The sequence below is a fragment of the Pseudomonas sp. B21-040 genome (assembly GCF_024748695.1).
GTDB lineage: Bacteria > Pseudomonadota > Gammaproteobacteria > Pseudomonadales > Pseudomonadaceae > Aquipseudomonas.
The window spans coordinates 1,985,981-1,999,759 of record NZ_CP087176.1; the positions used below are offsets into that span (position 1 = coordinate 1,985,981).

Genomic DNA, 13,779 nt, shown 5'->3' on the forward strand with positions numbered 1-13,779 from the left:
GGCTCCCACAGGAATTAGTGAACGTCACAGATCCATTGTGGGAGCCGGGCTCTTGCCCGCCCCGATCCCACAAGGGCAGTCTGTCAGGCGGAATCAGCCTTTGGATTTGCTGATGATATTCCCCGCATGCAGCCCGCATTCTTTCTGCGTTGCTTCTTCCCACCACCAGCGACCTTCGCGTTCGTGCTGGTTCGGCAGCACCGGGCGAGTGCACGGTTCGCAGCCAATGCTGATGAAGCCGCGCTCATGCAGGCTGTTGTACGGCAACTCCAGCATGCGGATGTAGCCCCAGATTTCCTCGCTGGTCATCTGCGCCAACGGGTTGAATTTGTACAGGGTGCGCTCGGGTGTCGAGAACGCGGTGTCGATCTCCAGCACCGCTACGGCGCTGCGAGTGCCTGGGCTTTGGTCGCGGCGCTGACCGGTGGCCCAAGCGGTTACGCCGGACAGCTTGCGGCGCAGCGGTTCGATCTTGCGGATGCCGCAGCATTCGCCATGGCCATCCTTGTAGAAACTGAACAGGCCTTTTTCCTTCACGAACGGTTCAAGTTTCGTGTAGTCCGGCGACACCAATTCGATGTCGATCTTGTAGTGCTCACGCACCTGATCGATGAAACGGTAGGTTTCCGGGTGCAAGCGGCCGGTATCGAGACTGAACACTTTGACGTTCTTGTTCAGTTTCCAGGCCATGTCCACCAGCACCACGTCTTCGGCACCGCTGAAAGATATCCACAGGTCATCGCCAAACTCGGCGAACGCGAGTTTCAGGATGTCCTGGGCGGATTTGTTGGCATAGGTCGTGGCGAGTTCCACGACGTCGAACGTTGGGCTCATCAGGGCGGCTTCCTACAGGTCGGTGGCGCTGGGCGCTCTATATGGACCAGATGGTAACAAAATCCTGCGGCTACTGGCGCGCCCTCTGCGTTGCGCCCGTCAGCATGAATCGCTAGAGTTCGGCAGTCTTTTTGCTCGCTCGACTCAATAATCAATACAAATGGGAGTGTCTTGTGGAAATTGCCTGTCTGGATCTTGAAGGTGTACTGGTCCCGGAAATCTGGATCGCTTTCGCCGAAAAAACCGGGATCGAATCGCTCCGGGCCACCACTCGGGACATTCCCGATTACGACGTGCTGATGAAGCAACGCCTGCGCATCCTCGACGAGCACGGTTTGAAACTCACCGACATTCAGGAAGTGATTGCCACGCTGAAGCCGCTCGATGGCGCCATTGAGTTCGTCAACTGGCTGCGTGAGCGCTTTCAGGTGGTGATTCTGTCGGACACGTTCTACGAGTTTTCCCAGCCGCTGATGCGCCAACTGGGCTTTCCGACGCTGCTCTGCCATCGCTTGATTACTGACGATTCCGGTCGGGTGACGAGCTATCAGTTGCGTCAGAAAGATCCCAAGCGTCAGTCGGTCCTGGCCTTCAAGAGCCTTTACTACCGGGTGATTGCGGCGGGCGACTCCTACAACGACACCACGATGCTGGGTGAGGCGGACGCCGGGATTCTGTTCCACGCGCCGGACAATGTGATCCGCGAGTTCCCGCAGTTCCCGGCGGTGCATACGTTTGAGGACTTGAAGCAGGAGTTCATCAAGGCTTCGAACCGGGCATTGAGTTTGTAATCGTTTTCGAGGACGCCATCGCGGGCAAGCCTTGCTCCTACAGATTTTGTGTCGTACGCCGGAAGTCGGAACGACTCAGAACCCGTAGGAGCAAGGCTTGGTCCGGGCGGCGTTCCGACGATGCTTTTAAAGGTTCTGCAGGGTATCGAGCAGCACCTTCACCTTGGTAATCGACTCCTGGTACTCAGCCTGCCACTCGGAATCGGCGACGATCCCGCCGCCGCCCCAGCAACACACCTGTCCATCCTTGACCAGCAGGCTGCGAATCGCGATGGAGCTGTCCATCTCGCCGCGCACATCCAGGTACAACAACGAGCCGCAGTACAAGCCGCGACGGGTCGGCTCCAGCTCATCAATGATCTGCATCGCACGAATCTTCGGCGCACCGGTGATCGAGCCGCCGGGGAAGCTGCCAGCGATCAGGTCCAGCGCATCGCGGTCATCGGCCAGTTCACCGGTCACGCTGCTGACCAGGTGATGCACGTTCGGATAGCTTTCCAGGCTGAACAATTCCGGTACGCGCACCGAGCCAATGCGGCAGGTGCGGCCGAGGTCGTTGCGCAGCAGGTCGACAATCATCAGGTTTTCCGCGCGATCCTTGGGGCTGGCCAGCAATTCGGCGGCGTTCGCTGCGTCTTCGGTGGCGGTCAGGCCGCGAGGGCGGGTGCCTTTGATGGGGCGGGTTTCCACATGGCGTTGGCTGACTTTGACGAAGCGCTCCGGTGACAGGCTCAGTACCGCGCCGCCGTCGGGCAGGCTCTGGAAACCGGAAAAGGGTGTCGGGCACGCCGCCCGCAGCGCGCAGTAAGCGGTCCATGAATCGCCCTCGCAGGGTGCGCGAAAGCGCTGGGCGAAGTTGACCTGATAGCAATCACCGGCCTGAATGTATTGCTGGATACGCTCCAGCGCCTGGCGGTATTCGTCAGCGCTGAGGTCGGCACTCATCGGCGCGTTCAGTTTGAAGGGGGCCACGGCATCAGCCGTCGGCTGGCTGAACAGCGCGATCAGACGCTGGCATTCGCTGTCGATCAACGACGGATGAAACACCAGTTGGCTGGTCTTCAAGTGGTGATCGCTGATCAAGGCCCAGTCGTACAGCCCGAAACGCGCGTCGGGCAATTGCAAATCGTCTTGTGCCTGACTCGGCAGATGTTCCAGGTGCCGACCGAAGTCGTAGCTCAGATAACCGATCAGGCCGCCGGCGAAGGGCAGGTCAAACGGAACATTCGCTTCGCCCAGTTGCGCCAGATTCTCGCGCAGGCGTTGCAGGAAGTCGTTGCCGCTTTCGTCAGGCAGCACGGCCAATTGCGCCAGCGGCCAGGCGCTGAGCAGATCAAAGCGGCCACGCTCGGCACTCGGCCGGCCACTGTCGAGCAGTACGGCGCCGGGGGCATGACGAATCGCCGCGAAGTACTCGGCGGGATTGGCGCGATAGGGGAGCGGGTGTACGGAACAGGTCAACATGGGCGGGGCGGGTCAGCCATCGAGGCGGGGTGGCGATTGTAGTCCTCTGCAGGATTTGCTCCTAGAGGGGATGTCGGTGTTGGGTAGATTGGAGGCAGGGTTGGGGGGGTAGTGACTGGCGGTCAGCCTTCGCGAGCAAGCCCGCTCCCACATTTGATCTTGGGGGTGTCAGAAATTTTGTGTTCGGGCATAACATGAGTAAGAGGTGCATGTATGCCAACCAAGAAGAAACCCGCGTTGCGAGAGCTGCCGAAAATCCCGAAAGAGCTGCTCGAGCAATTCACTGATGGACCGATGACAGCGGAAGCCATTGAGGACGCCTCTGCGGCGTTCAAGAAGGCTTTGATCGAGCGAGCCCTGAGTGCTGAGCTCGGCCACCACCTGGGCTATCCGCCGGGCGCGCAGCGCCCAGAGGATGAAACCAACCAGCGCAATGGCAAAAGCAGCAAGACGGTTCTAACCGGCGATGGCCCGCTTCGACTGGATATTCCTCGGGACCGGGACGGTAGTTTCTCGCCCATCCTGATCCCCAAACACGAGCGTCGTTACACCGGTTTCGACGACAAGATCATCGCCATGTATGCCCGTGGAATGACGGTCAGAGAGATCCGTGCGTTTCTTTCCGAGCAGTACGGTACGGACGTTTCTCCCGACTTCATCAGCTCCGTAACCGACGAGGTCATGGCAGAGATCGGTGCATGGCAACAGCGGCCTTTGGAGCCGATGTATCCGGTTATTTTCTTCGATGCTCTGCGGGTCAAAATCCGCGAAGAGGGGCTGGTTCGCAACAAGGCGATCTACTTGGCCCTGGGGGTTTTACCTGACGGAACACGCGATATTCTCGGCATTTGGATCGAAACTACCGAGGGCGCCAAATTCTGGATGAAGGTTTTCAACGACCTCAAGACACGCGGCGTCGAAGACGTGTTGATTGCTGTGACCGATGGCCTTAAAGGCATGCCAGAAGCTCTCAGCGCCGTATTTCCAGACACGACACTGCAAACCTGCATTGTTCATCTGATCCGCAACAGTCTTGATTACGCGGCTTGGGATAAGCGTCGCGAATTGGCCAAGGCGCTCAAACCGATCTATCAGGCAGTCACCGCCGAAGCAGCCGAGCAGGCGCTGGATGCGTTTGAAAGCGGGCCATGGGGCAAGCAGTATCCGACGGTAGTGGCTGCTTGGCGCCGCGCTTGGGATCGAGCGATTCCATTTTTCGTTTTCCCGCCGGCGATCCGAAAGGTGATCTACACGACCAACGCCATTGAGAGCATCAACGCTCAGCTGCGCAAGATCATCAAGACCCGAGGTCACTTCCCGACTGACGATGCGGCGACAAAACTGATCTGGCTTGGACTGCGCAATATCACAGCAAACTGGGGGGCCGCGGCCCATGACTGGAAAAGTGCGATGAATCAATTCGCGATTCTGTACGGAGATCGATTTATCAGGCCGACCTGGTAAAAGCATGGCCTGCCTAACGGCAGGCCGTTAACGGCCCGCACACAAAATATCTGACAGTCCCTTGATCTTCGGTGCTACACAAATCGAGTGTGGGAGCGGGCTTGCTCGCGAAGGCCGCGACTCGGTCTCTGATCAGCCCTCAACCGCCGGAATATGCCCAAACATCTCCTGCACAAACTCCACCCGCTCACGAACCGTCTCGGTGATCCCGCGTGCCTTCAACTCCTCCAGTCGCGCTTCAACCGCATGCGTGCGCAATGTCAGGCCGCAATCGTTGGCGATCTGGATGTTCAGGCCCGGTCGGGCATTGAGTTCAAGGATCAACGGGCCTTTTTCCTGGTCCAGGACCATGTCGACCCCGATATAACCCAGCCCGCATAGCTCATAACAGCCGGCAGCGAGTCTCATGAAACCGTCCCAGTAGGGCAGTTGCACGCCATCGACGGCGTTGGTGGTGTCCGGGTGCTTGGTAATGATGTTGTTCAGCCAGGTGCCGCGCAGTGTCTCCCCGGTCGCGAGGTCGACACCGACGCCGATGGCGCCCTGGTGCAGGTTGGCCTTGCCGCCGGATTGCCGGGTCGGCAGGCGCAACATGGCCATCACCGGGTAGCCCATCAACACGATGATGCGGATGTCCGGCACGCCTTCGTAGCTGATGCTCTTGAAAATCTGGTCCGGGATCACCCGATACTCGATCAGCGCACGGTCGCGGTGACCGCCCAGGGAATACAGGCCGGTCAGGATGCTGGAGATATGGTGCTCGATCTCCTCATGGCTGATGATCTTGCCGGACACCGTGCGGTAGCGGCCTTCGAAACGGTCGACAATCACAATGATGCCGTCACCGCCCGCGCCCTGGGCCGGTTTGATCACGAAGTCGGTACGCCCGCCGATGATCTCGTCGAGGTTGTCGATTTCTTTCTCGGTAGAAATAACGCCATACAGTTCCGGCACATGGATGCCGGCGGCGATGGCGCGTTCCTTGGTGATGATCTTGTCATCGACAATCGGGTACAGGCTGCGCTTGTTGTACTTGAGCACGTAGTCGGCGTTACGCCGATTGATTCCCATGATGCCCCGGGCTTCCAGGGCCTTCCAGGTCTTCCAGAAGCCGAACATCAGGCGTCAGCCTTCTTCAGGAAAGCCTTGAAACGCACCAGTTCGGTCAAGCGGTAGCCGCGATAGCGACCCATCGCCAGCATGAAACCCACCAGGATCAACAGGATCGCCGGGAAGGTGAACACGAAGTAAACCAGCTCCGGCACGGTCATGATCAGGTGCGCCAGGGACGCTGCGAACAGGGTGCCGATGGCCACTTTCATGGCGTGGCCCGAGCCGCGTTCTTCCCAGGTAATCGACAGGCGTTCGATGGTCATGGTCAGAATCACCATCGGGAACAGCGCCACCGACAGCCCGCGCTCCAGGCCCAGTTTGTGGCTGAACAGGCTGATGGCCGCAATCAGCACCACCACGAAGGTCAGTACCACCGAGAGTCTGGGCAGCATTTGCAGCTTCAGGTGTTCAAGGTAGGAGCGTAGCGACAGCCCCAGCGCCGTAATGATCGTAAACAGCATGATGCCGAAACCGAGCTGGGTTTCGCGGAAGGCGAGGGCGATCAGCACCGGGGTAAAGGTGCCGAGCGTCTGAATGCCGATCAGGTTGCGCAGGATCAGAATCACCAGTACGCCAATCGGGATCATCACCATGATCATGAACGTCTGCTGGGTTTGCAGCGGCAGGCCGTACAACGAGTACTCAAGGAAACTGGCGTCGGTGTTTTCGTCGGTCAGCTTGGCCAGGCGAATGGCGTTCATTTCGCTGTTGTTCAGGCTGAAGGTCACGTTGGCTTTTTTGCCGCCATCGACCGTGATCAGGTTTTCATCGCCCGTCCACCACAGCAGGCGGTCGGTCGGCAGACCTTGTTCACCGGTTTCCGGGTTGAAGTACAGCCAGTCGGTGCCATTGAAGCTGCGCAACCACAGTTCAGGGATTTGCGGCTGGTCGGCCACCAGGCGAATGGTGTGGACTTTTTCCACCGGCACGTGGGCGATGGACAGCACCAGTTCGACGATTTTGGCTTTGTGAGCGGAGGAAGGATCGCCGGCCAGCAGCAACTTCACATTGTCGTCGTTGACGTTATTGACCCGCTTGATGGCTTCACCGATGAAGGTTTCGACGTCGGCCGAGTGCTGGCGAATAGGGGCGAGCAGGGCTTCTGCGGCGATTTTTTCCGGGCCTTCGACGGCGATGCTGTCGCGGAAGGTCGGGCCTTTGATCTTGGATTTTTCGCCGGTGTAGCGTTTGGTCAGCACCAGGCGGTAATAAAGGGTTTGATTGCCTTTGGCCCGACGCGCCGACCAGGTGACCTTGCGGTTGCCGTCGACACGGTTCACGGCGACGCCGTAGTTATTGGAAATGAAGCTCTCGTTGAGGCTGACGTAATCGCGGCTCAGTGGCGGTACGAACATCTGGATCTTGACCGGATCCTTGGCACTGGCGACGAACTCGACCTTGGCGTCGATGTTCCACAAGTCGTCGGTGGCGTCTTCGGTCACGGGAATCCCGAGCACGAAGATCTGATAGGCCGTAACTGAAATGCCCAGCACCACCAGGATGGTGATCAGCAGTTTCAGATGGAGGGTAAGAGAGCGCATTGGAATTACTCTGCGGTATGAGCGTCGGTGGCGCAGGCGGGTTTGCCAGCAGCGTATTTAAGACTGGGGTCAACCAGCGCGTCGAAGCGCTTGAGCGCTTCGGAGCCGATCAACAGCGGGTATTGGAAGGCGCTGCGGTCGGTCAGGTTCACTTCGATGCTGCGTAAAGCCGAACCCATGCAGATGTCCAGCTCGATCACCGGGCGGGCCGTGTACTTCTTGCCTTCTTCCGGGTCGTAGTCACCGGCCCGGCGCTTGATCTTGCTGACCCGGGCCAGTGGCCGTTCGATCGGGTGCGAATGAGCGGTGTCGATGGCTAGATAGAAGCGCACCCAGGATTCGCCATTGCGTTTGAAGCGTTTGATGTCGCGCGCACTCAATGAAGCGGTTTTCGCCCCGGTGTCGAGTTTGGCCGCGACTTCAAGGTTGATGCCATCCAGGGAGGCGTACTCGTTGAGGCCGTACACCGTTTTCCCCGCCGCCGCGGCAAAACCGGGCAGACACAGTAGATAAAGGAATGTAGGGAGAAGCTTGAGTCTCATAAATCCTGGCGCGCAGCGGTCCGTACTTGATTCAAGGCCCTGGCATCGCTGCGCAAGCTCCCTCGTATGCCTATCAGCCATTTGTGACAATCAATGCAGATGTCCCAAACAATTGCGGGCGGCATTCTAGCACGGTGGCTTGATGGCGCCAGCGCTGGCAGGCGGCTATAAATGGTAGTGCTGCTTTGTTATGGTGCGGCAGGTTATTAGACGATTGTCGACAATATCCAATTAACCTTTGACTGTGCGGCCGGTTTTCGCTAGTTTTTGCCGCATCAGCTTTCAAGGTGTCGACAATATGCTGGATCAACTGGATCCCCCGCTCACAACGCAAGACGATTCGGAGACGCTTTCCGAAAACGTCTTCCGGCGTATTCAAGCGGCCATCGTCAAGGGTGAAATCGCCCCGGGCAGCAAGATCTCCGAGCCAGAGCTGGCGCGTACCTACGGCATCAGCCGCGGGCCACTGCGTGAGGCGATCCATCGCCTGGAAGGCCAGCGCCTGCTGGTGCGTGTGCCGCACGTCGGGGCACGGGTGGTTTCGCTCAATCATGCCGAGCTGCTGGAGCTCTACGAGATCCGCGAATCCCTTGAAGGCATGGCCTGCCGTCTCGCTGCCGAGCGCATGACCCTTGAAGAAATCGACGAACTGCGTCGGGTCCTCGAAACCCATGAGCGCGATGAGGCGTTTCAGGCCGGACGTGGCTACTACCAGCAGGAAGGCGATTTCGACTTCCATTACCGGATTATCCAGGGCAGCGGCAATCGCACGTTGACCCAAATGCTCTGTGGCGAGCTTTATCAATTGGTGCGCATGTACCGCATCCAGTTCTCCACCGTACCCAATCGCCCACATCAGGCGTTTGCCGAGCACCACCGAATTCTCGATGCCATCGCCGACCGTGACGGTGAGCTGGCCGAGTTGTTGATGCGCCGTCACATCGGCGCCTCCAAACGCAATATCGCCCGTCATTACCAGGACGGCGCTAACCCGACAGCCAAACGAGGTGAGTCATGAGTTTGAACAAGAGCACTCCAGGCCAGCGTTTCCGCGATGCGGTCGCCAGCGAGCATCCATTGCAAGTGGTCGGCGCGATCAACGCCAACCACGCGTTGCTGGCCAAGCGCGCCGGTTTCAAGGCGATCTACCTGTCGGGTGGCGGGGTGGCTGCCGGCTCCCTCGGCGTACCGGACCTGGGCATCACTGGCCTGGATGACGTGCTGACCGACGTGCGTCGCATCACCGACGTTTGCGACCTGCCGCTGCTGGTGGATGTGGACACCGGTTTCGGTTCTTCGGCGTTCAACGTTGCCCGCACCGTGAAGTCGATGATCAAGTTCGGCGCCGCAGCCGTTCACATCGAAGACCAGGTCGGCGCCAAGCGCTGCGGTCACCGCCCAAATAAAGAAATCGTGTCGTTGCAGGAAATGGTCGACCGCATCAAGGCTGCCGTTGATGCGCGTACCGATGACAGCTTCGTGATCATGGCCCGTACCGACGCCCTGGCCGTCGAAGGCCTGGAGTCTGCCCTGGATCGCGCGGCTGCGTGCATCGAGGCCGGCGCCGACATGATCTTCCCGGAAGCCATCACCGAACTGGACATGTACAAGCTGTTCGCCAGTCGTGTGAAAGCCCCGATCCTGGCCAACATCACCGAATTCGGTGCAACACCGCTGTACACCACCGAGCAACTCGCCGGTGCCGATGTATCGCTGGTGCTGTACCCGCTGTCCGCCTTCCGTGCGATGAACAAAGCCGCGGAAAACGTCTACACCGCTATCCGCCGGGACGGCACGCAACAGAACGTCATCGACACTATGCAGACCCGCATGGAGCTTTACGATCGCATCGACTACCACACCTTCGAGCAGAAGCTCGATGCGTTGTTCGCCGCGAAGAAGTAATGAAGGACGCAATCATGTAGCAGCTGCCGAGCCCGCGAGGCTGCGTTCGAGGCCGAAGGACTCGCCAAATCAGGCGAGGATTTACGACTGCTTCGCAGCCGGACGCTGCCTCGCGGTGCTCGACAGCTGCTACGGATGTGCGATGTAAATCTGAAAGAAATTGCAGATTCCCTGACAAATTCAAAAAATACTGGAGACAGCAATGGCCGAAGCAAAAGTACTCAGTGGCGCCGGGCTCCGTGGCCAGGTTGCCGGGCAAACCGCACTGTCCACCGTGGGCCAGTCGGGCGCCGGTTTGACCTATCGTGGCTATGACGTTCGTGAGTTGGCGGCGGACGCGCAATTCGAAGAAGTCGCTTACCTGCTGCTCTACGGCGAACTGCCGAGCAAAGCGCAACTGGCCGCCTACGTCGCCAAACTGAGCAAGCTGCGGGACCTGCCGCAAGCCTTGAAAGAAGTACTGGAACGCATCCCCGCCGACGCCCACCCGATGGACGTGATGCGTACCGGCTGCTCGTTCCTGGGCAACCTGGAGCCGGAGAACAACTTCTCCGAGCAACACGACAAAACCGACCGTCTGCTGGCCGCGTTCCCGGCGATCATGACGTACTGGTATCGCTTCAGCCACGAAGGCAAGCGCATCGACTGCGTGAGCGACGAGCAATCCATCGGCGGCCACTTCCTGCACCTGCTGCACGGCAAGAAGCCGAGCGAGTTGCACGTCAAGGTGATGAACGTTTCGCTGATCCTCTACGCAGAGCACGAGTTCAACGCCTCGACGTTCACTGCGCGTGTTTGCGCGTCCACCTTGTCGGACCTGTTTTCCTGCATCACTGCTGCAATCGGTTCGCTGCGCGGTCCACTGCACGGCGGCGCCAACGAAGCGGCGATGGAAATGATCGAGCGCTTCAGCTCGCCGGAAGCGGCGATCGAAGGCACCCTCGGCATGCTCGAGCGCAAGGACAAGATCATGGGCTTCGGTCACGCGATCTATAAGGACAACGATCCGCGCAACGAGGTGATCAAGGGCTGGTCGAAAAAACTCGCGGACGAAGTGGGCGACAAGGTGTTGTTCCCGGTTTCCGAAGCCATCGACAAGACCATGTGGGAGCAAAAGAAACTGTTCCCGAACGCCGACTTCTACCATGCCTCGGCGTACCACTTCATGGGCATTCCGACCAAGTTGTTCACCCCGATTTTCGTCTGCTCGCGCCTGACAGGCTGGGCTGCACACGTGTACGAACAGCGCGCCAACAACCGCATCATCCGCCCAAGCGCCGAGTACACCGGCGTTGAGCAGCGCAAGTTCGTGCCAATCGAACAACGCTGAATGGTGGAGGCCGGCTAACCGCAAACCTGTAGGAGCCGAGCTTGCTCGCGATGACGGACTGACATTCAACATTGATGTCGTCTGATACACCGCCATCGCGAGCAAGCTCGGCTCCTACAGGGGATCGGTTTCAATGCAATGCCAGGCCCCACCCTTTGTAACTACCGTGACCCGAGTCCTGACGATGAACACACAATTCCGTAAAACGCTTCCCGGCAGCCATCTGGATTATTTCGACGTCCGCGCGGCGGTCGAGGCCATCCAGCCCGGCGCCTACGACACCCTGCCGTACACCTCCCGCGTGCTGGCGGAAAACCTGGTGCGTCGCTGCGACCCGGCCACGCTCACCGATTCCCTGAAGCAATTCATCGAACGCAAGCGCGACCTCGATTTCCCGTGGTTCCCGGCCCGTGTGGTGTGCCACGACATTCTCGGCCAGACCGCACTGGTCGACCTCGCCGGCCTGCGTGACGCCATCGCCCTGCAAGGCGGCGATCCTGCGCAAGTAAACCCGGTGGTGCCGACTCAATTGATCGTCGACCACTCCCTGGCCGTCGAGCGCGGTGGCTTCGATCCGGAGGCGTTCGAGAAGAACCGCGCCATCGAAGACCGTCGCAACGAAGACCGTTTCCACTTCATCAACTGGACCAAAAAGGCGTTCAAGAACGTCGACGTGATCCCGCCAGGCAACGGCATCATGCACCAGATCAACCTGGAGAAAATGTCTCCGGTGATCCAGGTACGTGACGGCGTGGCGTTCCCCGACACGTGCGTCGGCACCGACAGCCACACCCCGCACGTCGATGCGCTGGGTGTGATCGCCATCGGTGTGGGTGGCCTGGAAGCCGAGAGCGTCATGCTCGGTCGTGCTTCCTGGATGCGTCTGCCGGAAAGCGTCGGCGTTGAATTGACCGGCAAGCTGCAACCGGGCATCACCGCCACCGACATGGTGCTGGCGTTGACCGAGTTCCTGCGCAAGCAAAAAGTCGTTGGCGCATGGCTGGAGTTCTTCGGTGAAGGCGCCGCCGCGCTGACCCTCGGCGACCGCGCAACCATTTCCAACATGGCCCCGGAATACGGCGCTACGGCTGCGATGTTCTACATCGACCAGCAAACCATCGACTACCTCAAACTCACCGGCCGTGAAGACGATCAGGTGCAGTTGGTCGAGCATTACGCCAAGACCACTGGCTTGTGGGCCGACAGCCTGAAAGGCGCGCAATACGAGCGCGGCTTGACCTTCGACCTGTCGACGGTCGTGCGCAACATGGCTGGCCCGAGCAACCCGCACGCCCGTGTGGCGGTTTCGGATCTGGCCGCCAAAGGCATCTCCGGCCAATGGGACGATGTACCGGGTCAAATGCCCGATGGCGCCGTCATCATCGCCGCCATCACCAGCTGCACCAACACCAGTAACCCGCGCAACGTGATCGCTGCCGGCCTGCTGGCGCGTAACGCCAACAAGCTCGGTCTGACCCGCAAGCCATGGGTCAAGTCGTCCCTGGCCCCGGGTTCGAAAACCGTCGCCCTGTATCTGGATGAAGCCGGCCTGACCGATGAGTTGGACAAGCTCGGTTTCGGTGTCGTCGCCTTCGCTTGCACCACCTGCAACGGCATGTCCGGCGCACTCGATCCGGTGATCCAGCAAGAAATCATCGACCGCGATCTGTACGCCACGGCGGTGCTCTCCGGTAACCGTAACTTCGACGGCCGGATTCACCCGTACGCCAAGCAAGCGTTCCTTGCTTCGCCGCCATTGGTGGTCGCTTACGCCATTGCCGGGACCATCCGTTTCGACATCGAAAAAGATGTGCTGGCCGTGGTCGATGGCAAGGAAATCCGCCTGAAGGACATCTGGCCGAGCGACGAAGAAATCGACGCCGTGGTCAAGGCATCGGTGAAGCCGGAGCAGTTCCGCCAGGTCTATATTCCGATGTTCGCCATCCACGAAGACACTGGCCCGAAAGTCGCGCCGCTGTACGACTGGCGCGAAATGAGCACCTACATCCGCCGTCCGCCGTACTGGGAAGGCGCGCTGGCCGGCGCTCGTCCGCTCAAGGGCATGCGCCCGCTGGCGGTACTGCCGGACAACATCACCACCGATCACCTGTCGCCGTCCAACGCGATCATGCTGGACAGCGCCGCCGGCGAATACCTGGCGAAAATGGGCCTGCCGGAAGAGGACTTCAACTCCTACGCGACTCACCGTGGTGACCACCTGACCGCGCAGCGCGCGACCTTCGCCAACCCGAAACTGTTCAACGAAATGGTTCTGGAAAACGGCAAGGTCAAGCAGGGTTCGCTGGCTCGCGTCGAGCCGGAAGGCCAAGTGATGCGCATGTGGGAAGCGATTGAAACCTACATGGAACGCAAGCAGCCGCTGATCATCATTGCCGGCGCTGACTACGGTCAGGGTTCGTCCCGCGACTGGGCAGCCAAGGGCGTGCGTCTGGCGGGTGTGGAAGCGATTGCCGCTGAAGGCTTCGAGCGCATTCACCGCACCAACCTGGTGGGCATGGGCGTGTTGCCGCTGGAGTTCAAGGCCGGCACCAACCGTCACACCCTGGCCATCGACGGCAGCGAAACCTACGACGTGATCGGCGAGCGCACACCGCGTGCCGAGCTGACGTTGGTGATCCATCGCAAGAACGGCGAGCGCGTCGATGTGCCGGTGACCTGCCGCCTCGACACCGCCGAAGAAGTGTCGATCTACGAAGCGGGTGGCGTGTTGCAACGCTTTGCCCAGGACTTCCTCGAAGAGTCGGCAGTCGCCGTTTAACACACGCTGTACAGAC

Annotated in this window: 11 protein-coding genes; 6 read left to right on the plus strand and 5 right to left on the minus strand. The window is 59.8% G+C overall.

Annotated elements, in window-relative coordinates:
• Window positions 1-93: 93 nt before the first annotated feature.
• Window positions 94-834, minus strand: coding sequence for a phosphoadenylyl-sulfate reductase (locus LOY55_RS09010; protein ID WP_077430595.1), 741 nt, complete (start codon window positions 832-834; stop codon window positions 94-96).
• Between the two features lie 173 nt (window positions 835-1,007).
• Between LOY55_RS09010 and thrH the strand changes: the two genes are divergently transcribed.
• Window positions 1,008-1,625: a bifunctional phosphoserine phosphatase/homoserine phosphotransferase ThrH gene (gene thrH / locus LOY55_RS09015; protein WP_033055708.1), complete on the plus strand. Its 618-nt coding sequence runs from the start codon at window positions 1,008-1,010 to the stop codon at window positions 1,623-1,625.
• Window positions 1,626-1,751: 126 nt separating this feature from the next.
• Here thrH and pabB read toward each other — a convergent pair whose 3' ends face one another.
• Window positions 1,752-3,089, minus strand: coding sequence for an aminodeoxychorismate synthase component I (gene pabB / locus LOY55_RS09020; RefSeq protein WP_046027068.1), 1,338 nt, complete (start codon window positions 3,087-3,089; stop codon window positions 1,752-1,754).
• A 213-nt stretch (window positions 3,090-3,302) separates the two neighbouring features.
• Between pabB and LOY55_RS09025 the strand changes: the two genes are divergently transcribed.
• A complete protein-coding gene (locus LOY55_RS09025; RefSeq protein ID WP_223523046.1) occupies window positions 3,303-4,553 on the plus strand; it encodes an IS256 family transposase in 1,251 nt (416 codons plus the stop codon).
• 132 nt (window positions 4,554-4,685) lie between these two features.
• Here LOY55_RS09025 and LOY55_RS09030 read toward each other — a convergent pair whose 3' ends face one another.
• From LOY55_RS09030 to LOY55_RS09040, 3 genes are read right to left on the minus strand one after another with little or no spacing between them, the layout of a single operon-like run.
• Window positions 4,686-5,672 (minus strand): alpha-L-glutamate ligase-like protein, encoded by a 987-nt coding sequence (locus LOY55_RS09030; protein ID WP_046027067.1) that lies wholly within the window; start codon window positions 5,670-5,672, stop codon window positions 4,686-4,688.
• The gene (locus LOY55_RS09035; protein ID WP_109785979.1) at window positions 5,672-7,207 is read right to left on the minus strand and encodes an inactive transglutaminase family protein; all 1,536 of its coding nucleotides are present in this window, start codon (window positions 7,205-7,207) and stop codon (window positions 5,672-5,674) included. Before LOY55_RS09035 ends, LOY55_RS09030 begins: the two co-directional genes overlap by 1 nt.
• A 5-nt stretch (window positions 7,208-7,212) precedes the next feature.
• Complete coding sequence (locus tag LOY55_RS09040) at window positions 7,213-7,749, minus strand: ATP-dependent zinc protease (RefSeq protein ID WP_046027065.1); 537 nt, start codon at window positions 7,747-7,749, stop codon at window positions 7,213-7,215.
• A gap of 301 nt (window positions 7,750-8,050) precedes the next feature.
• Between LOY55_RS09040 and LOY55_RS09045 the strand changes: the two genes are divergently transcribed.
• The 4 genes from LOY55_RS09045 (at window position 8,051) to acnD (ending at window position 13,763) form a co-directional block, all read left to right on the plus strand.
• Window positions 8,051-8,767 (plus strand): GntR family transcriptional regulator, encoded by a 717-nt coding sequence (locus LOY55_RS09045; protein WP_404942948.1) that lies wholly within the window; start codon window positions 8,051-8,053, stop codon window positions 8,765-8,767.
• Window positions 8,764-9,654 (plus strand): methylisocitrate lyase, encoded by an 891-nt coding sequence (gene prpB / locus LOY55_RS09050; RefSeq protein ID WP_027922545.1) that lies wholly within the window; start codon window positions 8,764-8,766, stop codon window positions 9,652-9,654. The genes LOY55_RS09045 and prpB overlap by 4 nt, the downstream gene beginning before the upstream one ends.
• Window positions 9,655-9,856: 202 nt before the next feature.
• On the plus strand, window positions 9,857-10,984 hold the full coding sequence (prpC, locus tag LOY55_RS09055; RefSeq protein ID WP_109785977.1) for a 2-methylcitrate synthase: 1,128 nt from the start codon (window positions 9,857-9,859) through the stop codon (window positions 10,982-10,984).
• A 184-nt stretch (window positions 10,985-11,168) separates the two neighbouring features.
• Window positions 11,169-13,763, plus strand: coding sequence for a Fe/S-dependent 2-methylisocitrate dehydratase AcnD (gene acnD, locus LOY55_RS09060; protein ID WP_046027062.1), 2,595 nt, complete (start codon window positions 11,169-11,171; stop codon window positions 13,761-13,763).
• Window positions 13,764-13,779: the final 16 nt, after the last annotated feature.